21 protein-coding genes and 1 riboswitch are annotated in these 22,365 nt (G+C 41.6%); of the genes, 5 read left to right on the top strand and 16 right to left on the bottom strand.

Annotation, left to right across the window (positions count from 1 at the left end):
- Positions 1 to 261 precede the first annotated feature (261 nt).
- Positions 262 to 912: a hypothetical protein gene (locus FKZ59_RS13195; protein ID WP_141603218.1), complete on the top strand. Its 651-nt coding sequence runs from the start codon at positions 262 to 264 to the stop codon at positions 910 to 912.
- A 98-nt stretch (positions 913 to 1,010) separates the two neighbouring features.
- Here the strand turns inward: FKZ59_RS13195 and FKZ59_RS13190 are convergent, their stop codons facing one another.
- Entirely contained in the window at positions 1,011 to 1,703 is a 693-nt protein-coding gene (locus FKZ59_RS13190; RefSeq protein ID WP_141603217.1) for a KinB-signaling pathway activation protein, read from the bottom strand.
- A gap of 112 nt (positions 1,704 to 1,815) precedes the next feature.
- Between FKZ59_RS13190 and gerD the strand changes: the two genes are divergently transcribed.
- Entirely contained in the window at positions 1,816 to 2,472 is a 657-nt protein-coding gene (gene gerD / locus FKZ59_RS13185; protein ID WP_246045896.1) for a spore germination lipoprotein GerD, read from the top strand.
- Between the two features lie 43 nt (positions 2,473 to 2,515).
- Here the strand turns inward: gerD and FKZ59_RS13180 are convergent, their stop codons facing one another.
- From FKZ59_RS13180 to FKZ59_RS13165, 4 genes are all read right to left on the bottom strand, one after another.
- Positions 2,516 to 3,568: an Mrp/NBP35 family ATP-binding protein gene (locus FKZ59_RS13180; RefSeq protein ID WP_141603216.1), complete on the bottom strand. Its 1,053-nt coding sequence runs from the start codon at positions 3,566 to 3,568 to the stop codon at positions 2,516 to 2,518.
- A 106-nt stretch (positions 3,569 to 3,674) separates the two neighbouring features.
- Positions 3,675 to 4,388, bottom strand: coding sequence for an N-acetylmuramoyl-L-alanine amidase CwlD (cwlD, locus tag FKZ59_RS13175; RefSeq protein ID WP_141603215.1), 714 nt, complete (start codon positions 4,386 to 4,388; stop codon positions 3,675 to 3,677).
- 222 nt (positions 4,389 to 4,610) lie between these two features.
- Positions 4,611 to 6,425: an ABC transporter ATP-binding protein gene (locus FKZ59_RS13170; protein ID WP_141603214.1), complete on the bottom strand. Its 1,815-nt coding sequence runs from the start codon at positions 6,423 to 6,425 to the stop codon at positions 4,611 to 4,613.
- Positions 6,418 to 8,157 carry an ABC transporter ATP-binding protein gene (locus FKZ59_RS13165; protein WP_141603213.1) on the bottom strand — a complete coding sequence of 580 codons (1,740 nt, stop codon included), beginning with the start codon at positions 8,155 to 8,157 and terminating at the stop codon, positions 6,418 to 6,420. Before FKZ59_RS13165 ends, FKZ59_RS13170 begins: the two co-directional genes overlap by 8 nt.
- Positions 8,158 to 8,380: 223 nt before the next feature.
- A riboswitch (cobalamin riboswitch) is annotated at positions 8,381 to 8,557 on the top strand.
- Between the two features lie 100 nt (positions 8,558 to 8,657).
- Between FKZ59_RS13165 and cobT the strand changes: the two genes are divergently transcribed.
- A complete protein-coding gene (gene cobT / locus FKZ59_RS13160; RefSeq protein ID WP_141603212.1) occupies positions 8,658 to 9,728 on the top strand; it encodes a nicotinate-nucleotide--dimethylbenzimidazole phosphoribosyltransferase in 1,071 nt (356 codons plus the stop codon).
- Between the two features lie 72 nt (positions 9,729 to 9,800).
- Here cobT and FKZ59_RS13155 read toward each other — a convergent pair whose 3' ends face one another.
- The 6 genes from FKZ59_RS13155 to FKZ59_RS13130 form a co-directional block, all read right to left on the bottom strand.
- Positions 9,801 to 10,859, bottom strand: coding sequence for a PQQ-dependent sugar dehydrogenase (locus FKZ59_RS13155; protein WP_141603211.1), 1,059 nt, complete (start codon positions 10,857 to 10,859; stop codon positions 9,801 to 9,803).
- A 242-nt stretch (positions 10,860 to 11,101) separates the two neighbouring features.
- Complete coding sequence (locus tag FKZ59_RS13150) at positions 11,102 to 11,938, bottom strand: cobalamin-binding protein (RefSeq protein WP_141603210.1); 837 nt, start codon at positions 11,936 to 11,938, stop codon at positions 11,102 to 11,104.
- Positions 11,939 to 12,145: 207 nt separating this feature from the next.
- Positions 12,146 to 12,910 carry an ABC transporter permease gene (locus FKZ59_RS13145; protein WP_141603209.1) on the bottom strand — a complete coding sequence of 255 codons (765 nt, stop codon included), beginning with the start codon at positions 12,908 to 12,910 and terminating at the stop codon, positions 12,146 to 12,148.
- 5 nt (positions 12,911 to 12,915) lie between these two features.
- Complete coding sequence (locus FKZ59_RS13140) at positions 12,916 to 13,878, bottom strand: ABC transporter substrate-binding protein (RefSeq protein ID WP_141603208.1); 963 nt, start codon at positions 13,876 to 13,878, stop codon at positions 12,916 to 12,918.
- A 32-nt stretch (positions 13,879 to 13,910) separates the two neighbouring features.
- Positions 13,911 to 14,696, bottom strand: a complete 786-nt coding sequence (locus FKZ59_RS13135) for an ABC transporter ATP-binding protein (protein ID WP_141603223.1) — start codon at positions 14,694 to 14,696, stop codon at positions 13,911 to 13,913.
- Between the two features lie 219 nt (positions 14,697 to 14,915).
- Positions 14,916 to 15,365 (bottom strand): winged helix-turn-helix transcriptional regulator, encoded by a 450-nt coding sequence (locus FKZ59_RS13130; RefSeq protein ID WP_141603207.1) that lies wholly within the window; start codon positions 15,363 to 15,365, stop codon positions 14,916 to 14,918.
- A gap of 132 nt (positions 15,366 to 15,497) precedes the next feature.
- Here FKZ59_RS13130 and FKZ59_RS13125 point away from each other — a divergent pair, with 132 nt between their 5' ends.
- Positions 15,498 to 16,031: a DUF4242 domain-containing protein gene (locus FKZ59_RS13125; RefSeq protein WP_141603206.1), complete on the top strand. Its 534-nt coding sequence runs from the start codon at positions 15,498 to 15,500 to the stop codon at positions 16,029 to 16,031.
- 183 nt (positions 16,032 to 16,214) lie between these two features.
- On the top strand, positions 16,215 to 17,270 hold the full coding sequence (locus tag FKZ59_RS13120; RefSeq protein WP_141603205.1) for an acyl-CoA dehydrogenase family protein: 1,056 nt from the start codon (positions 16,215 to 16,217) through the stop codon (positions 17,268 to 17,270).
- A 33-nt stretch (positions 17,271 to 17,303) separates the two neighbouring features.
- Here FKZ59_RS13120 and FKZ59_RS13115 read toward each other — a convergent pair whose 3' ends face one another.
- From FKZ59_RS13115 to FKZ59_RS13095, 5 genes are read right to left on the bottom strand one after another with little or no spacing between them, the layout of a single operon-like run.
- Positions 17,304 to 17,951 carry an ABC transporter ATP-binding protein gene (locus tag FKZ59_RS13115; protein ID WP_246045895.1) on the bottom strand — a complete coding sequence of 216 codons (648 nt, stop codon included), beginning with the start codon at positions 17,949 to 17,951 and terminating at the stop codon, positions 17,304 to 17,306.
- Positions 17,920 to 18,900: an ABC transporter ATP-binding protein gene (locus tag FKZ59_RS13110; protein WP_141603204.1), complete on the bottom strand. Its 981-nt coding sequence runs from the start codon at positions 18,898 to 18,900 to the stop codon at positions 17,920 to 17,922. The genes FKZ59_RS13115 and FKZ59_RS13110 overlap by 32 nt, the downstream gene beginning before the upstream one ends.
- Before the next feature lie 16 nt (positions 18,901 to 18,916).
- A complete protein-coding gene (locus tag FKZ59_RS13105; RefSeq protein WP_141603203.1) occupies positions 18,917 to 19,753 on the bottom strand; it encodes an ABC transporter permease in 837 nt (278 codons plus the stop codon).
- Positions 19,750 to 20,760, bottom strand: a complete 1,011-nt coding sequence (locus tag FKZ59_RS13100; RefSeq protein WP_141603202.1) for an ABC transporter permease — start codon at positions 20,758 to 20,760, stop codon at positions 19,750 to 19,752. Before FKZ59_RS13100 ends, FKZ59_RS13105 begins: the two co-directional genes overlap by 4 nt.
- Before the next feature lie 5 nt (positions 20,761 to 20,765).
- A complete protein-coding gene (locus tag FKZ59_RS13095; RefSeq protein ID WP_141603221.1) occupies positions 20,766 to 22,337 on the bottom strand; it encodes an ABC transporter substrate-binding protein in 1,572 nt (523 codons plus the stop codon).
- Positions 22,338 to 22,365 lie beyond the last annotated feature (28 nt).

Here is a 22,365-nt window from a genome sequence, read left to right as displayed (position 1 = left end):
TCAAACTCTCCAAAAAGAATTTGATTTCGCTCAAATTGTTTGTCCGAATCCGGTCCGCCGACGGGGCCGGCAAACCGGAATTGTTTCTGGCATCAACGCTTTGGTGTTCAGTTTTCAAGGTTCATTTCATGCTCGACGATTTTTTCCATCTTTCGACGACTTTTATATCCTATCATTTTTTATTCATGAAAGTCAACACTTTTTCATAAGTTTTTTTAGAAACGGTTTGATTCATCAAAAACTCAAAAAGGGGACAAACTGATGTTGCGTAAAATAATCATTCCACTATTCATTATAGTGGTAATTTTGTTGTTAATTTATCCACAGAAAAATTCAATCATATCCGTTTTTCGAATGACAGATCAACCCCTGGTCATATCGAAAGGGAATTACGGTCAATCTTTAATAGTGGAAATTTCATTTACCCATGACGAATTGCCGCAATGGCTGGAATCCTTAAATGCACCTTACCCAATTTTAATGCTGGATGCAAATTGGATTGAACGTTCCCCGAAATTAGTGGAATTGATTCGTAAAAAGAATATTCCCACTGGTTTATTGGGCGGAGTGGGCAAAGAGGAATATAGCGTAAATGCATTCAAAAAAGAAGTGGAGATTTATGAAAAACATTTTAATAAGAAACCCCTTTGGTTTATGACAAGAGATTATGAATTCCCCGATGAAATTAAACAGGCAGCTTTCAATGAAGAAATCAATTTAATATCTCCGACTCACATTTATAAAGAAGGAAAAAAATACAATGAAATCAAAGGAGCTATCATCAGCTTGCAAATACACGAACATTCAAAACCCAATTTCAAAAACCTTCCAAGATTCATGCAATCCCATAAGTTTATTTCTTTAGAAGAGAATATATTCGGATATACGTTTAAGTCGACAAAAATGCCATGACGCAATATTCCACAAAATAATATCCTGTATGATTCCTAAAGTCCCCAAAAAAAGCTGTCCGGAAAGTTACCACTTTCGGGACAGCTTTTTACATCCATTCATTGTGCAGCATCAGGATTATGGGTTTCCATTTTCTGTTTTCTCGCCTTTTTGCGTTCCTCCAATTTTTTTCGGTCTTCTTCAGATTTTTTATTGTATTTTGGCAATGCTAACAGCTGATAAGCGTTGACGGCCACTAACGGAAACAATAGCAAAGCGACATATGTATCGATATTCCCTTTGCGCCCCATAAGCGGAATAACCCATTCCAGGCAAGTAATGACGATCATAAAGAACATTGAGGAGATGAAAATATGCTTTTTGCCTGTTAATTGGACTTTTTTCATCGCAGTCGCAATTGCCGAAAAAATCAAAACAATTAACAATCCCCCATATAATAACCAATCTTTAACGTTTTCAGCGGCAGGTGCGAAGCGGAAAAAAATTAAATCTCCCACAACAACGATCATTAATAAAACTTGCACCCAATTCCATAATGTCAGCGTTCTAAAAACTCCTAACCCGATTTGATGAATTGTCAAATAAGCAAAGAATCCGGCCTGGGCGATGACGCTCATCGTAAAGCCCAAAAAAATCATCCAAACAAAAGCGGCCAAAAACTCTCCTATTTCCCCTGCGGACAAGTATTCATAAAAAAAATTCCAGCGAATAATAATACCTGCCAGACCAGTAACAACTCCGCCAATAAGCATGCACATCAAGAAGAATTTAAACCAATTTCGTATTGTCACGTTCATGCTCCCCTTATCTTTTCAATTTAATCATTATTTTATCAATCGTTTTTTAAAAAAGCTATCCAAGTTCTAAACATGTACATATTTAAGAAGAGATTTGTGAACAATAATGAAAAATAGAGCCTTTATGCAGAAAGGACTGAAAAAGGTGAAAAATCCCCTGTTCAATCGTTTGGTAACCTTGTTCTTACTATTGGTCTTGTTGGCAAGTTGTTCCGATTCACCGAATTCCCAACCTTCCTATGAAGAAGTGAAAAAAATTGTCGTGGACGCGATTCAGACAGAAGAAGGAAAAAAGGCGATTCGACAGCTGTTGGAAGATCCTAGTTTCCGGGAGCTGATTGTTCTGGAACATGATGAAGTGGAGTCATCCATCACTAATTCATTATTGTCCGAACAGGCCCAAGACTTTTGGAAAAAAACCTTTGAAGATCCAAAATTTAAAGAATCGATGGCCAAAAGCATGAAAGAACAGCAAACGGAAATCATGAAACAATTAATAAAAGACGCCTCTTATCAGGAAGACTTGATTGCCTTTTTTGGACAACCGGAAATGAAAAAAGAATTGGGATCTGTCCTAAAAAGTGCAGATTTTAGGACAGAAATCGAAAAAATTGTGATGGAAACAATCGACAATCCATTGCTGCAAACAAAATGGCAAGAACTGATTAAACAAAGCGGCCAGGCTAGCGGTTCCAAAGAAAAAGAGCAAGAAAACACCGATGGACAAGGACAAAGTCAAGGACAAGAAGGCGGAGGAAATTAATACAAAAAGGTAAGCGGATGGACAGCCATCCGCTTACCTAATTTTATTCCAATTTATTAACTATTTTTTTGGCAATATCTAAATAAATTTTGCCCGTTGGATGGTTTTCATCATAAATGGAAGGGGCAAAATCGTCATCATCCCAATCAGGTTGTCCCAGTGGGATTTGCCCTAATAAATCGGTACGCAATTCTTCCGCCAATTTTTGTCCGCCGCCTTTTCCAAAGACGTATTCCCGTTCGCCGGATTTTGACTCATACCAGGCCATGTTTTCAATAACGCCAAGTACTTCATGATTTGTTTGCACAGCCATCGCTCCAGCACGTGCTGCAACGAAAGCCGCTGTTGGATGCGGAGTCGTCACAATAATTTCTTTTGAAGCCGGCAAAGCCTGATGGACATCAAGTGCCACATCTCCAGTTCCTGGAGGCAAGTCTAACAGAAGATAATCGATATCTCCCCACTCAACATCGCGGAAGAATTGGTCCAACACTTTGCCCAGCATTGGCCCGCGCCAAATAATCGGTGCATTGTTTTCCACGAAAAATCCCATGGAAATGACTTTAACCCCTTTGCGCACCACAGGATAAATCCGGTCATTTTTGACAGTCGGCATCTCTTCAATTCCCATCATATCAGGAACGCTAAATCCGTAAATATCCGCATCAATCAAGCCGACTTTTTTCCCTAAACGGGCTAAAGCGACCGCCAAGTTGACGGAAACCGTCGATTTTCCGACTCCGCCTTTCCCTGATGCAATGGCAATGACTTTGACCGTAGATAAAGGCGATAAAATGTCATGAGTTTCCGCTTCACTGGCCGTACCGCGGAAACTTTCGATCACTTCTGCCGGCAATTCTTCAAATCGGATTCCGACAGTGGAGGCACCGGCTTCTTTTAATTTTTCAACAATTTTCATTTGCAATTGCAATTGTTCCGGCGTATTCGTTTTGGCAATGGCAATTTTTACACTGACATGATTTTTTTCTTCTTTTATTGATACATTGACAATTCCGTTTGTTTCTTTAAGCGTTCTATGTAAAAACGGGTCTTCCAGCTGTCCTAAAATTTCACGGACTTGTTGTTCATTAATCACATTAAACACTCCCCTAAATATGCTTCCAATGATAGTATAAGTATAACACACTGATTGTCCATTAATAGCCATATTTAAACTGCTTTCATTTTATCATTGCTGTTGCTTATTCAATCTCCATATTAACGTAGTTTTCAATACCTTTTACAATCGCGTCCGCCATTTTTTCCTGGTATTTTTCATCAGTCAGCAAGGCCCTTTCCTCAGGGTTGCTTAAAAATCCCGTTTCCACAAGAACGGCAGGTGCTTCCGCTTTTTTCAACAAGTAAATTTGTTTGATTGCTAAAGCTTCCCGATCGGTATTCTTCAGCTTTTCTTTTATTGAAGATTGGATGGCTTTTGCAAGCAGTTCGCTATTCGGATGCCCTTCTTTATGATAAAAAACTTGCGCGCCCCTCCACTTTTCTCCGGGAATTGCATTCGCATGAATCGTGATGAAAATATCCGGATTATTTTCTTTCACAATTTCTTCCCGCAAAAAGATGTCCTGTTTTTTTCTTTCTCTTAAAGTGGCAAATTCTTCACCTGGTGCATGTTCAGAGAGTACATCGCCATCCGTTGTTCTTGTCATCACCACTTCAGCACCCAAACGTTTTAAATTTCTTTCCACCTTTTTTGCAATCGCCAGTGTAATATCTTTTTCCACCACATTTTCCGCCGATGCTCCCCCATCAATTCCTCCATGGCCCGCATCGATGACAACTTTTACCCCTGCCAACGGTTCAGGGAGGAAAAACCTGTTATCCGATGCGCTTGTCTCATAAATCACCACTAATAAACAACAGAGCAAAATGACAATTAGTGCAAGCCATCGTTTCAAATCTACTACACCGCCTTTTGCAACCTTTTGCACTACTATACGCAGGAAAGAATGCTTGTATGAGTAAAGAATGTTGATAACTTTCCGAGAAAAAAACTTAAGAATCGACTTGGGGAGAAACTTCTTGTTTGGCGATTTAATTGAAAGAATTCTCTTATTCCAATCGAATCCGGGATTTTACCTTAAAAAAACTGCCCCAAAATTTATCGGGACAGTCCCTTTCTAAATCTCTGCGCCTTGATAATATTCTTTCTGCAACTTGGCGTAAAATCCATCGAGTGCCATTAGCGAATCGTGGTTTCCTTGTTCCACAATTTTTCCTTCTTTAATGACTAATATTTGATCCGCATTTTCAATGGTTTTTAACCGATGGGCAATAACAAAACTTGTCCGGCCCTTCATGAGATTATTTAACCCTTTTTGAATATGCACTTCCGTCATGGTATCTACGTTTGAAGTCGCTTCATCCAAAATTAAAATATCCGGATCTTTTAATATGGCACGGGCAATGGCAATCAGTTGCCGCTGACCTTGGCTCAAATTTTTTCCTCCCGATTCTATCATCGTTTCATACTGATTCGGCAAATACTTGATAAAGGAATGGGCATAAGCAATTTTCGCCGCTTTTTCCACTTCCTCATCGGTCGCATCAAGTTTTCCGAATCGAATGTTTTCTCTGACGGTTCCTGAAAATAAATATGTGTCCTGCAGCACGACACCGATGGAATCCCGCAGGTGTTCCAGAGAGTAATACTGGATATTTTTTCCATCAATCAAAATTTCGCCGCTTGTCGCGTCATAAAAACGGCTTAATAACTGTACAATCGTTGTCTTGCCCGAACCGGTCGGGCCCACCAGAGCCACAACTTCTCCCGCACGCGCTTTAAAAGAAATATTTTTTAATACCGGCTGATTTTTTACATACTCAAAACATACATTCCGAAATTCAACATTTCCTTCCAACGGCTTTCTTGGAAGGGAGTTAGGGGAAATCATGATTTCAATCCGCTCATCTAATACCTCAAATACCCGTTCTGCTCCGGCGATGGCCGATTGAAAGGTATTTAATAAGTTTGAAAGTTGGTTAATCGGCCGGAAAAACTGTCTTGCGTAGGTTAAAAAAGATGTGATGACGCCTACCGTCACAAGGGAATGAACGGCCATCACCGCGCCGACGCCTATAATGATTCCTTGTCCAAGGTTGTTGATCAAGTTATTTGTCGGACCTAATAAACCGGATACAATTTCCGATTGCATTGCGGAATGGCGCAGCCTTTCGTTGGCTTCTTTAAACCGCTCAATGGTTTGTTGCTCCCGTCCAAACAATGTCACAATTTCAGAATTGGAAATCGTTTCTTCGATATATCCATTCAAGTTTCCCAAATCCCGCTGACGATTCCGGTAATTCACGCTGCTGCGTTTGATAATTTGTTTTGTTGACCACACAATCAGCGGAACAACAAAAAGGGTGACAACCGCCAAAACCCAATTTAAATAGAGCATGGCAAGGGCGGTGCCAACAAGAGAGAGGATGGACGATACAATTTGAATGACGCTTTGGGAAAGGGCAAAATTCAAATTATCGATATCATTCGTCATTCTGCTCATCAAGTCGCCCTGCTGCTTTTGATCGAAGTATGGAATCGGCAATAACTGCAGCTTTTCGAACAGTTCGAGCCTCAAATTTTGAATCGTTTTGAGCGAGGCTCTGATCATGATAAACGTTTGCAGCCAAGTTAAAAGGGAGGATGCAATGAATACGGCTGCAAGCAACACTGCCATCCGGATCGTTCCTTTGATGTCAAGAGGCAAAATATAATGGTCGATAATGAATCCAATCATAAAAGGGCCCAGTATATTTAATACAGATGTAACGATTACCAGGAGGATGACGCTGATTACACTTATTCTTTGCTTTTTTAAATAACTCCAAATCCGTTTAAGAGCAGCCTTTTGATTTTTTGCTTTGGCAGCCGGACCTCTGCCACGGCCCGGACCTCCTCCTCTGCCGGAAATGGATTCCTGCAATCTATTCATTCAGCACACCCCCCTTTTCAGCTTGAGATGCCATAATTTCTTGATAGTGGACACTTGTTTTTAATAATTCTTCATGGGTCCCTTGTGCAACAAGCCGGCCGTCCTCCAGAACGAGAATCAAATCTGCATCTTTAATGGAAGAAATTTTAGATGCCACAATAAACTTCGTGCTTCCCTTGAGTGCTTTCTTCATATTGCTTTGAATCATCTTTTCGGTAATGCTGTCCACTGCCGATGTTGTATCATCCAAAACCAAAATCTTCGGCTTTCGTATTAATGCCCGGCTCATCGCCAACCGTTGTTTTTGCCCGCCGGATAAATTTGTCGCCCCTTGGGTTAATACATGTTGTTCTTTTTTATCCAATTTTTCTACAAATTCATAGGCATCCGAAGCGGCCAGCGCTTCCCGGATCTCCTCTTTTGTCGCATCCATCTTTCCGTATTTCAAGTTTTCTTCAATCGTTGTCGAAAACAGTGCGGCCTTTTGAGGCGCGAAAGCCATGGCGCCTCTGAGGGTCTCCAGGTCGTATTGCCGGATCGGAATGCCGTCTATATAAATTGTTCCTTCATCCACATCCATCAAGCGGGCAAGCAGTTTCATTAATGTGGATTTACCGCTGCCGGTCATGCCGATGATTCCGACAGTGCTTCCCGCTTTTGCTTCAAAGGAGATGTTTTTCAACACCGGTTCCACATGTTTGTTATAAGAAAAACTCACATTCTCGAACTTCACATCTCCCCGTATTTCTTTTTTCACAGGCTGATCCGCATTCGTAATCTCAGGCAGTTCCTCCAACACGACTACAACCCGTTCCGCGCTTGGAATCGCCCGGGCAATTTGGATCAGAACATTGCTGGAACTCATCAGGCCGTTCATAATCATCATTAAATAGTTGATAAATGCGACAATCACCCCGACTTCCATCACACCCGCTTCCACCTTTATGCCACCGAGGGCAAGAGCCAATACGATTCCTGCATTCACTACAAACTGGGTGATCGGCATAAGAGCGGCAATCACTTGTTCGGCGGTCATATTCCGCATGGTTAACGCTTGGTTGATTCCGGCAAATTGCTCCACTTGGTGCCGCATACAGTTAAAGGCCTTAATAACGCGGATGCCTGCCAAATTTTCCTGCACCCGTATATTGATTTGATCAATAGCTTCCTGTACTTTTCGGAACAGCGAAATCGACAGTTTAATAAACAGATATAAACAGATGATCAATACAGGAACGACGAAAAACAACACTGAAAATAACTCTCTTGCCGTAATGAACACCACAATCACGGCCCCGACAAACATCAAAGGCCCCCGGACAAAAATTTTCAGCAGCATGTTCAACGCCCGCTGCAGCATTTCAATATCATTGGTCAAGTTGGTAATCAGTTTCCCCAACGTAAACCGATCCTTATTGGTGTTTGAAAAATAAGTAATGGTTTCATATAAATCCTCCCGGACATCGGACGCAAAATTTACCGCCGCTTTTGAGCTGAAATAGGAACAGCCGGCCCCACCCAGCCATCCGATTATTGCGCATGCCATCATGGCAGCAAACATCGCAATGATGTGCGGGGTATCATTCGCCGCGATTCCTTCATCGATGATTTTTTGTATAATTGTCGGCTGGATCAAATCCATCACGACTTCCAGCACCATAAGAATCGGGGCAAGAATAGCGAAATGCTTATAAGGCTTTAAATATTTTGAAAGCTTCCATGCAGCCCGCATTTTATAACTCCTTTTCTAATCCATCAAATCGCAATCATTGTATACATTTGTATACAAAATTATTAACTGCATTGTATACAATTGTATATTTTATCGTCAAGCCAAACTTCCAAACTCGATCCGCTAAGCACATTCCTATTTCGACATTAGCATTCCTCTTCAGACAATTGACTCCGAAAAATCTTGACGAAAACATATTTTCATCTTACATTTATAAAAAACAGAATATTTACAGCAATTAGGTGCCCGTCGTGACGGGAGAATAGGGAATAAAGTGAGAATCTTTAGCGGACCCACCACTGTATTGGGGAGCAATATGGAAAATGCCACTGGGAAACCGGGAAGGCCCATATTTGCGATGAACCTGAGCCAGGAGACCTGCCTAATTGCTTTAAACATACAGTACGATGGTAAAGTCTGTAGTTTATTTGGCATGCCAATAAACTGCAGACTTTTATTATTTTAATATAACATTGATACTAATGATGGGGGAGATTGGAATGGAACTATTGCAAGCGACCTTGGAAAGCATCACGGAAGCAAACAAAGAAATGATGGAAAAGGCAAAAGAAAAAGTTGATTCTCTTTGCAAACCTTTAGGCAGTTTAGGAAAATTGGAGAAAATCGCGATACAGCTTGCCGGTATTACAGAGAAACTTGAACTCGACGTATCCAACAAAGCGGTCATTGCATTGGCCGCGGACCACGGGGTGTATGAAGAAAACGTATCCAACAATCCTCAATTTGTAACGGTAATGCAGGCCATTGGCTTTGCCAAAGGTTTTACGGGAGTTTGTGCCATTGCAAGAGCGGCGGGAGCAAAAGTGGTTTCCGTCGATGTGGGAATCAAGGAAGATTTGCCGGAAAGTTCAGGGGTCATCAATAAAAAAGTAAGATACGGTACTGCCAATATGGCCAAAGGGCCGGCCATGTCACGGGAAGAAGCCATACGGGCAATTGAAGCGGGAATCGAAGTGGCCAATGAACAAGTAAAACAAGGTGTTAACGTATTGGCAACCGGCGAAATGGGCATCTGCAATACAACCGCCAGCAGCGCCGTCTTGGCCGCGCTTTTCAAGTATGATCCTGCTGAAGTAACCGGAATGGGGGCGGGGGTGGATAGCCTCCAACATAAAATTGATGTGATTCGCAGGGCAATCGAAATCAACAAACCAGACCCTGAAGATCCGATTGACGTTTTGGCAAAAGTCGGGGGACTGGAATTGGGCGGAATGGCAGGAGTTGTCCTAGGCGCGGCAGCCAACCGGGTGCCTGTCGTAATTGACGGTTTCATTTCCACGGTTTCCGCATTAATCGCTTATAAATTGGAGCCAAAGGTAAAAGATTACATTATTCCGTCCCATTTGTCCGAAGAACCCGGTGCAAAAATCGCAAGCGAATTATTGGGAGTAGAACCGATGCTGAACATGAATATGAGACTTGGCGAAGGTTCCGGGGCTGCCCTTGCTTTCCCGATTCTCGACGCTGCATGCTCGATGATCAATACAATGACAACCCTTGAACAATCCGGGGAATATATGCAAAAAGTGATGGCCGATCAAATAGTCTAAGATTCTTTTCTATATAGAAAAAGGCTGTTTAAGAAGCTTGCCGCTTTCTAAACAGCCTTTTTATGTTCATTTTTATTCTGATAAGGAAAGACGGTATATTTTATCATCATTCTCCCTTGGACTTCCCCGTCCATCGGTATTATTGGTAATGAAATAGAGGAAATCCCCTTCAATATACACATCGCGGATTCTCCCAAAACCGGCAATGACTTCTTTTACTGTTCCTTCTTTTAAATCAAATTCCAACACGGCTTCCCCTCTTAATGCTGCAACATACAACTTCCCTTCCTTATAGGCCATTCCGGATGGCGCCCATGTCCGTCCTGAACCGGATGTAAACAGCGGCGACACCAATCCTTTCCTCTTATCATTTCCTTCGATGTCCGGCCAACCATAATTTTTTCCCGGTTCAATCCGGTTAATTTCATCATTGGCGCTGTTGCCATGTTCGCTTGCATACATCGTTCCTTCCGGAGACCAGGACAAACCTTGAGGATTCCGGTGGCCATAACTATATACATAAGAGTTGGGGAATGGGTTATCTGCAGGAACGGAACCATCCAAATTGAGCCTTAAAATCTTTCCGCCCAATGTATATACATTCTGGGCTACAGACGGCCTCAATGCATCTCCCGCAGTGGCATAAAGTTTGCCATCCGGGCCAATTTTCAACCTTCCGCCATGATGGACCGGGCCGCTCGGTATCCGGTCGAGCAATACCCCTTTCTCAACCCATATATCACTTTCCAATCTTAAACGGACAATGCGATTATATTGTCCGTTTTCATCTGTGTAAGTGTAGTACGCAAATGCCTCATGGGACCTATCAAAATCCGGAGCCAGAACAAATCCCAGGAATCCGGCTTCCGCAGCTTTTGCAAGAGGCTTCTCCAATTGAACGGACTGTCTTGCCGCTTGCCCATCCTCAATTTTCACTATATTTCCCACTCGTTCCGAAAGATAAAAAGCTTCCCCCGCTTTTTCAATGGACCATGGAATTTCAAGGCCTGTTGCGATAATTTCAAGATCATCTTTAGAGGTTTTGGCTGTTTGGGGAACGGGAGGTTCGGACGAACAAGCGGTTAATAAGATGATTCCAAAGAAAACGGCCAAGGCTTTTATCAGCTCCATCTCCTTTGCCTCCCCTCTTAGTGGTTTATTTGCGTCATACCCTGAAAAACCGATTTTAAAACTAAAGTAATCGAAATTCTTCCGGTCCAACGTATGCGGGGAGGGCAACTGCACATGTGACGAATCTTTGGAGCCTTTTCCGTACAAAAGAGATTTTTCAGCTATTACCCTATCCATTCATCTATCAAAAAAGAGCGAATTGCATCCATCCGCTTTCAAACGAAGTACCTTTGCAGATTATATTATGAAGATTTTCTTTCTTCTTTCATCACCAATAACGGGTCCTTTCCATCATAGGGAGGATAGATTTGCGGGTGTAAAATGGCCGCCAGCTTGGTTAATCCCTGCAATAGTTTGAGGGAAGGGCGGCAGAATAGCGCCTCCTCTAAGATATGGAACTCATTATTTTGTATCGCTTTTATTTCCTGGATACCCGGGCGTTTGAAGATGACTTTCGGGTTGATTTTTCCGGTTTGCACCCCCACCCAGGCAACACAAAAGACATCCGGGTTCCTTCTTTTCACTTCCTCCCAATCCGTCTGTACATTTGCCTCCCGGAAATCCTCAAAGATATTTCTTCCTCCGGCTAGTTCAGCCAGTTCCGTCAGCCAATTGGATGCTCCTGGAGTGAAAATCGGCTTTGCCCACCATTCAAAATAAACATTTTTGGGATGCTCCACTTGTTTGGATAAATTCCGGTATTTCTCGAGATGTTCTTCAAATACACGATAGATTCTCTTCGCTTCATCCAGTGTATTCGTCACTTCTCCGACAAATAATAAGCATTCCCCGACTTCGGCAAGCGTCTTTGGATTCGGCACAATGACATAAGGAATATTCCGTTTTTCCAATTCTTCAATGTTCCTTTCCATCCCTGGCACGGAAAGGGAAGCCAATACCAAATCCGGTTCAAGCTTCTCCACCTGATCCATATCAATATTCAAATCTCCGCCCAATCTCGGCAATTGTTCAATTTCTTCCGGCCAATCGGAATAATCATCCACCCCTACCAATGAAGAAGTCAATCCTAAATAGCCAGCCAGCTCGGTGTTGCTCGGACAAATGGAAATCAGTTTCATTTCTATCCCCCTTTTAATGGCGAAGTGAAAAATATCTTCATTAATTTTTCGTCAAATTTCCGGAAACCCCTTCAGAATCGCCCATGATTTTTAATATCCAAAACAAAAAAGCCAAATTTCCTTGCAATCATTCAGGAAATTCGGCTTTTTTCTATACTTTCCATAATTCATTTCCAATGAATCAACAGGAGTCCGATTTCAGCACCATCAAGCGCTTTGTCTTCCCCAAATGCGGTTGATCCAGCTTTCAAATAAGCCGACCAATTTATCCAAAATCAACCCGGCGATTCCGATAAATATAATTCCGGCCATTACCAAATCCAATCTCATGGAATTTCTTGCATCTACAATCAAATATCCCAAACCTGATTGAGAACCGACCATTTCCCCGGACACTAAAAAGATCCATGCCGTCCCCACGGCAATGTGAAGACCGTTTGCTATATACGGAAACACAGCCGGTAAAATGATTTTCCGCAAAAGTTCCAACTTCTTGATGCCAAAGTTTTGGGCAACTTTAATATACGTATTTTCCACTTTCCGGACAGCCGAGACGGTGGATAATAGCACAGGGAAAAAGGCGGCAATAAAGATAATCACGATTGCCGGGATATCCCCGATTCCGAACCAAAGGACAATAAAGGGAGACCAGGCGATAGGGGAAACAGGGCGCAATACTTGCACAATGGGATCGATGACGCCCCACAATAACGGGATTCTCCCCAGGATCAATCCAAGCGCAATGGCGACAATCACCGCTGAAAGGTAACCGGTAATGAAACGCGACAAACTCACTTGTAAATGAGTCAATAATGTACCATCACTGATTAAGGTTAGAATTCCTTCCCATACCTTTGATGGAGGCGGAAACAGGGCGGATTCATAACCACCGACTTCAGCAATGAATTGCCAAATGACTATTAAAATAGTAAATCCTATGCCCGCATTTATTAGGAACTTTGAATTCTTCATCATTATCACTTCGCTTTTTCTATCAAGGAATGATCTACAAAATCTTCATATGCAGGAGGACTTTCGAACAGTCCCATCTCAACCAGATTGGATGCCAACTCTTCATAATCTTCCCGATTAATTTTTAAATCATCATATGAAATCCATTCTAAAGACAAATCAAGAACATTTTGATCCACTTTCATGTAATTCAATAACATGTCCTTCACTTGTGCATCTTTTTGTTCAGCGAAATGCCCCGCCTCAATGTAGTAATTCACAAATTCTTGGGCAAGTTCTTTTTCTTTTTCAATGAATTCACTGCGCAACACTAAAGAACAGTCAATGGAATTTTCCCAAATATCCTTATCCTGATATAGCACCTTTCCTTTTTCAAGAGACACAGATACCGCACCAAAAGGCTCCGCTACCACATAACCGGAAATTCTTCCTTCCGAAAGGGCTGCCGGCATTTCGGCTGGAGGCAATTCAACGACATTCACATCTTCATATTTCAAGCCGTTTTGTTTTAGCAATTGGTAAAGCAATACATTTTGAGTCGAGAATTTATGCGGAATTGCAAAGCTTTTTCCTTTTAAATCCGCAACATTGCTAATATCTTTAGAAACCACGACTACGTTGCCATCGCGGTGTCCTAATGCAACGGCATTTACATCGATTCCTTGTTCTTTCGCTTTCATTGCAAGAGTAATTAACATGGAAGCCCCGTCAATGCGGCCCGTATTCAATGCATCTGAAAGCTCAGTCCATGAACCGAACTTGATCAATTCCAAATCAAAATTTTCATATTTCCCGAGTTCTTTTTCAACGAACAATGGCACTGCATGAGTAATTGGCAAATAGCCGATTTTGATTGTCCGCTTTTCATTTCCTCCGCTCTTTTCTTCTTCGCTGCCATTGCATGCCGCTAAACTTAGAAGAAAAAGAATGGCAAGAATAAACAGAAACCCTCTTTTCACTTTTTTCATCCATACCACCCAACCTATTATTTTCTTTATTGCTAGATATTGAATTCCAATAAATTTCCAGGTCTATTAAAATGAAACTCTTTAAAAATAATGTTCCGATAATGCTGGAAATCTCCGTCGCTTCGATCCCGGGGTTTCGTCAAATGGATTTTGATTTCCCGATGGATTCTGCCAGGATTTTGATGCATGATAAAAATTCTGTCAGAAAGATAGATCGCTTCATCGATATCATGAGTAACCAGAATCATTGTTGTTTTCTCCTGCTCCTGGATGCGAAGCAACTCATTTTGCAAATAATATCGATTAAACGTATCCAAAGCGGCAAAAGGTTCGTCCAATAAAATGAGTTCAGGCTGTATCGCCAACGCCCTGGCAATTCCTACCCTTTGCTGCATCCCGCCTGAAAGTTCATGGGGAAACATATTTTCTTTTCCGCTTAAACCGACTAATTGAATATAATTCAATGCCCTTTCTTTTCTTTCTTTCCGATTCTTAATGTTTTTTTCAAGGCCAAGCTCCACATTCTTCAAAACCGTACGCCAAGGAAGCAATCCATAATTTTGAAACAGCATGATGCATTTGCGATTCGGCTCATTTACTTTCGAACCATCCAACAATACATCTCCGCCGGTAGCCTTTTCAAAGCCGCCAATAATATTTAACAAAGTACTTTTTCCGCATCCGCTTTCCCCTAGAATCGAGATGATTTCTCCCTTTTGAACTGTAAAAGTGATGTCTTTTAATACTTGGATATCTTGATTATTCTTTTTGTAATTTTTGCTTACTTGGCGCACTTGAATCATAGCCGGTTGTTCCAGGACCATCCCATCCACCTCCCATCACCAAACTCATAAATACATATCAGATTACTTATATTTTAATAATTTGAAGTTATTTTATTATACTTTGTTTTATTTTTCAACTATCTAGAAAAATTTTAAAAGGAAAAATTAAAAAAGCTGACAGATTGATAGGAAACTCCTGCACTTGGTACAAGTGTCCGCCTATGCCTATCAATTGGTCAGCTTCTTTCCATATTATTTACTTTCAATCTCTTCACCAATTGGAACGACAGCAATTCTCTTTACCCGTTCCCCGGTCTTCTTGGAGTAATAGCCAATCTCCACCTCATCGCCCGTTTCTGCATCAATAATTTTCTTATAACATTTTTTTAAATGCTTGCTCCCCCAAATTATCAAAGCATTAAATACATCTTCCAACTCTTTTCCGCTTTCCGTCAACTTGTAGCAATAGCGGGGAGGATGCTCCGAATATAGTTCCGTTTCCACTAATCCATGCTGTTCCAAATATTTCAATCTCTCGGATAACAGATTGGAGGAAATGCCTTTTAAAGATTTTTTTATTTCATTAAACAGTGTGTGACCCACCAATATTTCGTGGATAATGAGCAAGGTCCAGCGATCCCCGATGATGTTTAATGATTGCGCGATATTGCAAGGAATATCATATCGAGTTTTTGTTTCCATCTTACTTAATACCTCCGTATTTTCATCTTAACACAAAAATAATTTTATATACAAAGTTGATTTTTTTAACTAAGTATAATAATATAACCTTAACAGGTCGGAAAAATATAATTTAAGTGAGGGGTAAATAAAATGAGTTTATATTTAGTTGAATCTTCTTTAAATGGCATCGTAACTTCAAAGGAACAATTACATGAAACTACAAATTCTTTACAAGATAAGTTGGCAGAAAAGAGCGCATCATTGATTGAAATTCAAGTATCAAAAGATTTTTCCCGCGCGTTCTTTATCTTTGAGAGCAATCAACGCAATGACATTACAGAAGTATTAAGAGAATTTTCCATTCCGGTACAGCTGATCAAACAAGTCCGTCTAGTCGGCAAAGATTTGGAAGAAGTTAAGAAAAGCAATGAAGTTGTCAATTATCTTGTAGAATGGAACATTCCAGAAAATATTACTATGGAGCAGTACCTTGAAAGAAAAAAGAAAAATTCTGTCCATTATCAAGAAGTGCCCGAAGTAAAATTCTCAAGAACTTACGTATGCGAAGATATGACAAAATGCTTATGCTTCTATGATGCACCGGATGAAGAAGCTGTAAAACGTGCCCGTCAAGCTGTACAAACACCAATCGATTCTATTACGGAAATTTTGCCTAACGAATAAACTCCTTCTTCTCGGATAGCTAAACCGATTATTGGTTTAGCTATCTTTTTTAATTTGTAGTTGTCTTTTTATACAAAGTATAATAAAATAACCTTAAACATACTAAACTAGTCAGATTTATTAGTTTTATTATAATTTATTTTTCAAAATAAATAAATCTAAAGTGTTGTTGAGGTGAATCCGGTGAAAAGCAGTTTAGTGGAGAAACCGTTGCTGGAAAACATCATTTCGGAAAAATTGAAGCCTTTTGTTAAGAAGATTGATTCGGAAGCTTATTATGCCCGCGATTATTTGCTGCAACTGGGGAAGGAAGGTTTTTTTAATTCAGAAGGCCGATCCGAAGCAGAGTATCTTTTAAAAGAAATGCAGCTGGTGGAAGAGACTGCGAAAGTATGCATGACAACAGCCTTTTGCCTCTGGTGCCATTTAGCGGGGCTGACTTATGTACGTAAAACAAAAAATTATGAATTAAAAAATAAATTACTGCCTTTAATGGAAAATGGACAAACTTTGGCTGCAACCGGCCTATCAAATCCAATGAAATATTATGCCGGCCTTGAAAAATTGCATTTGCGCGCGGAAGAAACAGATGGGGGCTACATTCTTTCCGGAGTGCTTCCCGCTGTCTCCAATTTGGCGGATTCCCATTGGTTCGGAACCATTGCCAGCGTGAATGAAAATAGACGGGTAATGTTTCTTGTTCCATGCAATATAAAGGGACTAAAACGGAAAGAAAAGGCGGGCTTCTTAGGGGTAAACGGCAGTGCCACTTACTCCTGCCAATTTGATCAGGTGTTTATTCCACATAATTTGGTGTTAGCTGAAGATGCCGACGAGTTTGTTGAAGAAATCCGTCCTACTTTTATTCTCTATCAAATTCCATTGGGTATCGGCGTAACAAAAGCTTCCCTCGAGTCCATTCATAAAGTGAAATCAAGACAAAACGGCTGCAATCAATTCCTTCAAAAGCAAGCCGATGACATTGATGAAGCCATTCAACAAATCGAAGAAAAAATCGGCGAACTCTTTTCGGTAGAGTCTGTAAATTGGAAAGAAATTGCTAAAATCCGCCTAGAAACGGCTTATTTAACGTTGGAGGCAACACAGACGAGCATGCTTCATAACGGAAGTGCCGGATATTTGCAATATTGCGATCCATCCCGCAGACTGCGTGAAGCTTATTTCTATGCGAATTTGACACCGACGATCAAACATTTGGAAAAAGTGCTCTCCTTCTAAATCTTTTCGTCCAAAGCAAAAGCTGCCCGAACATTAATTTGTGATATTCGGACAGCTTTTCAATTTATTAAAATCAATTAAACGGTCACTGATTTTTTCAAGCAGCGGAATATGATGGCTGATGGCCAACACCCCGATATTCCGCTCTTTCACAAGTTTGATGAAGGCATGCCAAATTTGCGCCTGTGTGAGGGCATCAAACATGGAGGTGATTTCATCCGCCACAATATACCGGGTGTTTGGTCCAAATGCACGGGCAATACAAAATCTTTGCAGTTCACCGCCCGAAAGCTCATGGGGTCTCCGATTGAGCCACTCCTTCTGAATGCCGAGCAAACTGAAGATTTCCTCATTCAAACCTTCTGCTTCATCAATTATTGTCGAAAGCTTCCAATTCGGATTGATGGCTTTTTCGGGATGCTGCCAAATTAATTGCACCGGATAATATTTTTCATTGTTCATTTTTTCTCCATCGATTAAGATTTCTCCTTCAGCTGGAGATAGATAATTTGCCATGATTTTTGCCAACGTCGTTTTTCCTGACCCGCTTTTCCCGTACATGCCGACGATTTCACCTTGTCCAATGGCAAGGTTGACATGTTTAAACAGCCATTTTGAACGATTATACCGAAAACTTATATTTTTCAACTCAAGCATAAAAGCACCTAACCATTTCTCCATTTTCTACTTCCCGCAGTTCCGGCTTTTCCGTCCCGCATCTTTTCGTTGCTTCTGGACAATAGGATGCAAATGAACAGCCTATGATTTCCTCGGCAGGGGAAGGCTGGGAACACTCAATCGGAACAAATCCATTTTGAGGCAATGCATTCCATAGCGCTCTCGAATATGGATGCCTAAATTTCCCGGCTTTCCTTACATTTTTTCTGTCTGCTATTTCAACGGTTTCTCCCGCATAAAATACAGCTATTTTATCTGCGATTTTCATAGCCGCTTCCAAATCATGGGTAATCATTACGATACCCCGGTTGTCATTTGCCAACATTTTCAGCTGGAATAGCAATTCATCAAGGGCTTCAGCATCCAAACCATTGGTCGGTTCATCCGCAATAATCAACTTTACTTTACTTGCCAACGCCATGGCAATGAAAATTCTGCGGATCATCCCTCCTGATAAAGTGGACGGGATTTGATGATAGACGGCCGGGTCCAGCCCCACCTTTTGAAAAATGTCTTTGACTATTTTTTGTTTATTTTTCTGCTTAATGAAAGATTCCACCTGTTTCCCCGCTTTCATCAAAGGGTCCAAGGCGTTTGTCATTTGAGGGATGAGCAGGATGTCGTTGCCGCGAAGCCGTTTTTTTCTTTTTTCCGTCAATGGTTGATTCTCATACTTGATATTGCCTTCGATTAACGAGTTTTTCGGATGGATGCCCAAGATGGCGTCCGCCAACAAACTTTTCCCGGAACCGCTTGCGCCGACGATCGCAACCACTTCTCCTTGATGAATGTTTAAATGAAAATCCCTTATGACATGCAAATGTTCAACGTCCGATCCCTTTCCAACCCGTTCAATGGTTAATGATAAATGGTTTACCTCCAGCAAAAAATTTGACTTTATTTTTTCTATCTCTTCATTTGTTTCATCTCTAAATTTATACACAATATTCATGGATTATATCCTTTCTTTACTGAGGATTGAACATTTTCCTAAAATTGTTGCCCATTGCCTCGAACATGGCAACCATCAAAATCAGCGATAAACCGGGAAACAGTACCAGCCACCACATCCCGGCCGTCAAATATTTCATCGATTCGGCCAATATAATGCCAATGGCCGGCTGCTCCGGTGACAATCCAAATCCCAAAAAGGTAATGGCCGATTCATGCAAGATTGCATGGGGAAACAGCAATATAAAACCGACCAATAATTGGGGCAGAATTTGCGGCAGAAAATGGTTACGGACCATCCATATGCGGGACTTCCCTAATTTTTTTGAAATTTGGACGTATTCCGCCGTTTTCATTTGCATCAATTCAGCCCTCAAAACCCTTGTCAATGAAGGCCAATGGGTTAAAGCGATTCCGACGACGACGCCTTTTACCCCGCCGCCTAATACAAAAGCAATTAAAATTAAAGTGACGAGATGGGGAATGCTTAATAACAAATCAATCAAAATGGTTACCATTGCATCGAAATACTTATTGTAGGATGACAACAAACTTAAAATGAGCGCAATCAAAGTACTGATTGCAGCTGAAAACAAACCGACCCGAAAACTTAAATGAAGTCCTGACAAAGTGCGGAAAAACATGTCACGCCCGAGCCAATCCGTTCCGAAAAGATGCCTGATGGAAGGGCCGAGATTTTTTTGGCTCATATTCGCTTCAATCTGTTCTTCACCAATGAAAGATCCACCGATAACAAAAATCAGAAATAGCGAGAGCAGTCCCAGAAGCTTCAACAAAAGACCTTTCCGGGAAATCGCCATTCGGGTTCCGAAAGAAATGGAATGATATTTCATATTGCTTCACCGTTTTTCATTCTTAAGTCGATCATGGTATATAATACATCTGCCAAAAGATTTCCTATAAATACAAAAAACGTGCTGAACACAACGATTCCCATCATAAGTGGCACATCGCTGTTCAGTCCCGCCTGGACAATTGCGAGTCCTAACCCTGGATAAGAAAACACTTGCTCAGCCAAAATCGCCCCGCCAAACAATTCACCAAAGGACGCAAAGTGCACGGAGATGGCCGGAAATAACGTGTTTCGGAAAACGTGCCGTTTAAAAAGCGTGAATCCTTCTTCCCCTTTTGCCCTGGCAAACCGGATAAATTCGCTATCTAAAACGTCGATCACTTTTTGCCGCGTATGCAGCGTGATGTTGGAAACGCCGATCACGCTCAAAGTCGCCGCGGGAAGCAGTATATGTTTCAGCCGATCCAGCCATGTCACTTGTTCCGATACCACCCCGATTGGCGTCCCTAAACCAATTGGAAATAAACCAAGCCACAGGGAAAATACAATTAATAACAATATCGCAATCCAGAATGTAGGGGTCGAAGCGAGTACAAAACAATAAAGTTTGATTGCCCGATCGGCAAATGTTCCTTTGTTCATCCCCGCAATAACCCCCAATGCGTAGCCTAAGATTCCGGCCATGCTCCAAGAGAGGGCCATTAACGCAAAAGATGCCACAAATTTTTCTTGAATAATGGACAGTACATCCTGCCGGTACACCAGGGAAGTTCCTAAATCGCCTTGCAGAAACATTTTCAACCATTTGAAAAATTGCTGAAGTTTCGGTTGATTGACCCCGTAATATTCAGCAATTTCTTCTTTTTGTTCTTCACTGACAACCATCATTTCAGCGCCAAGATATGACTGGATAGGGTCCACCGGGGACAGGCTGACGAGCATGAAAGTCAGAACGACAACGGCAAATAGCAGCGTTACAAATTTCAACGTACGTTTAAGAATAAACTTGCCTATATGGAATGCCAACACTCTATGCCTTCTTTTCATGCCCGTCATTCATCCCACGTCCAATCTGCAATAAATTCCGTTACCGGCCATCCGTGACCATGGGGTTGTATTTTTTGCCCGCCAATATTCAAATGTTCATTCACAAAATATAGATGTTGCAGGTTGACCAGCCAAATCCATGGAGCATCCCCCAACGCCGAGAACCCGGTTTCTCCGTCCCATTGGGCTTTCTTCCAATATTCATTCGCTTCTTCCTGGGTTGCCGCGTGAATCGCCTGATCCATATATTGATCAACTTTTTTGTTGGAGTAATAGTTTGCATTTGAATAGCCCTGTCCACGATACTTGCTATGGTAAAGGTGATACATTTCAATCGGGTCATGGCTTCCCCAGCCCATCACCACCGGAGTGGTATGCATGACCTTTTCGATTTCATTCCAGCTTTTCCCTTCCGTCTTTACCTCAATTCCAATTTTTTTTGCCATTTGTTTAAAGGCTATGGCAAGAGATTGGCGCGTCTGGTCACTGGCAGGATAAACCAGCGCAAAACTTGCTTTTATCCCTTTTTTTTCAAAAATTCCTTCCGCATTTTTTGTCCATCCGGCATCCATTAATATTTTTTCCGCCGCTTCCGCATCGCCGTCTTCAATAATGGTATCCTCATTCCACCAAGGCAGATTGTCCGCCACAGAATAAGCGGGTGTTCCAAAACCTTCAAGGACATCTTCAACGAGCTTTTCCCTGTCGATGGCAATGTTGAGCGCTTTTCGGATGGCCGGATCGGATGTCACTTCATGTCCGATGGCAACCCCTTTTTCGGAATCATATCTAGGTTTTACAAATGGCATCATAATTCCGCGATTATCCACACTATCCAATGCAATCAACTTCATCCCCGGGATTTTTTCTTTCGCCAAATTAACGGGAACTGCCGCCATATCCACCTGTCCCGCTTTAGCTGCTAAAAATGCCGCATCCTCTGATAAAAATAGGAAAGTCAGTTTCTTAAAATAGGATTTTTTTCCATAATAATAAGGATTTTCTTCAACGATCAGCTGCTGTCCTTTATCCCATTGCACCAGCTTGTACGGTCCGGAACCTACCGGATTTTCCCGATAGTTTTCGGAATATGCGTGTTTCGGAACAATTCCCAGCATTGTCAATGTGTATAAAAATGTGGATTGGGGCTTCTCCAAAATAAATTTCACTGTATGGGAATCGAGCTTTTCCATTTTTTTTAAGTTTTGCAGGTCGACAACGGATTGGCTGTTTTTGGCTGTTTCAAAGGTAAAAATCACATCATCGATTGTCAGAGGCTCTCCATCTGAAAATTTCACATCATCGCGGATTTTGACGGTCCACTCCAGCCCGTCATCGCTGACGTTGTAGTCAACAGCCAAATCATGCTGCACATTGAAATTCCGGTCCAGTGTAAGCAGCGTGCTTTGAAACAATGGAGAACCGTATCGGCCCCAACCGGTTGTCGGGTCAAACCCATCTTCAGGTTCCGAGCCGATTGCCAATACTAAACTGTCTTTTTTCGTTCCTGTTTCTAAATCAGATGATTGGGATGTGCATGCGGCAAGAAAGAAGCATGCCGCAATCAGCATTGACATTAGCAGACTTTGATGATAAGCTCTCACC

The organism is Ureibacillus terrenus (assembly GCF_006569205.1).
Classification (GTDB): Bacteria; Bacillota; Bacilli; order Bacillales_A; family Planococcaceae; genus Ureibacillus; species Ureibacillus terrenus.
The sequence above is the reverse complement of the archived record's forward strand: the minus strand, read 5'-3'. Positions and strand labels throughout refer to the sequence as shown.

Coding starts and splice junctions, on each gene's coding strand:
- FKZ59_RS13195 (WP_141603218.1), top strand. CDS start 262: ATGTTGCGTAAAATAATCATTCCACTATTCATTATAGTGGTAATTTTG.
- gerD (WP_246045896.1), top strand. CDS start 1,816: ATGAAAAATAGAGCCTTTATGCAGAAAGGACTGAAAAAGGTGAAAAAT.
- FKZ59_RS13170 (WP_141603214.1), bottom strand. CDS start 6,425: ATGAATAGATTGCAGGAATCCATTTCCGGCAGAGGAGGAGGTCCGGGC.
- FKZ59_RS13165 (WP_141603213.1), bottom strand. CDS start 8,157: ATGCGGGCTGCATGGAAGCTTTCAAAATATTTAAAGCCTTATAAGCAT.
- cobT (WP_141603212.1), top strand. CDS start 8,658: ATGGAACTATTGCAAGCGACCTTGGAAAGCATCACGGAAGCAAACAAA.
- FKZ59_RS13155 (WP_141603211.1), bottom strand. CDS start 10,859: ATGGAGCTGATAAAAGCCTTGGCCGTTTTCTTTGGAATCATCTTATTA.
- FKZ59_RS13150 (WP_141603210.1), bottom strand. CDS start 11,938: ATGAAACTGATTTCCATTTGTCCGAGCAACACCGAGCTGGCTGGCTAT.
- FKZ59_RS13145 (WP_141603209.1), bottom strand. CDS start 12,910: ATGAAGAATTCAAAGTTCCTAATAAATGCGGGCATAGGATTTACTATT.
- FKZ59_RS13140 (WP_141603208.1), bottom strand. CDS start 13,878: ATGAAAAAAGTGAAAAGAGGGTTTCTGTTTATTCTTGCCATTCTTTTT.
- FKZ59_RS13130 (WP_141603207.1), bottom strand. CDS start 15,365: ATGGAAACAAAAACTCGATATGATATTCCTTGCAATATCGCGCAATCA.
- FKZ59_RS13125 (WP_141603206.1), top strand. CDS start 15,498: ATGAGTTTATATTTAGTTGAATCTTCTTTAAATGGCATCGTAACTTCA.
- FKZ59_RS13115 (WP_246045895.1), bottom strand. CDS start 17,951: ATGGAGAAATGGTTAGGTGCTTTTATGCTTGAGTTGAAAAATATAAGT.
- FKZ59_RS13110 (WP_141603204.1), bottom strand. CDS start 18,900: ATGAATATTGTGTATAAATTTAGAGATGAAACAAATGAAGAGATAGAA.
- FKZ59_RS13105 (WP_141603203.1), bottom strand. CDS start 19,753: ATGAAATATCATTCCATTTCTTTCGGAACCCGAATGGCGATTTCCCGG.
- FKZ59_RS13100 (WP_141603202.1), bottom strand. CDS start 20,760: ATGAAAAGAAGGCATAGAGTGTTGGCATTCCATATAGGCAAGTTTATT.
- FKZ59_RS13095 (WP_141603221.1), bottom strand. CDS start 22,337: ATGTCAATGCTGATTGCGGCATGCTTCTTTCTTGCCGCATGCACATCC.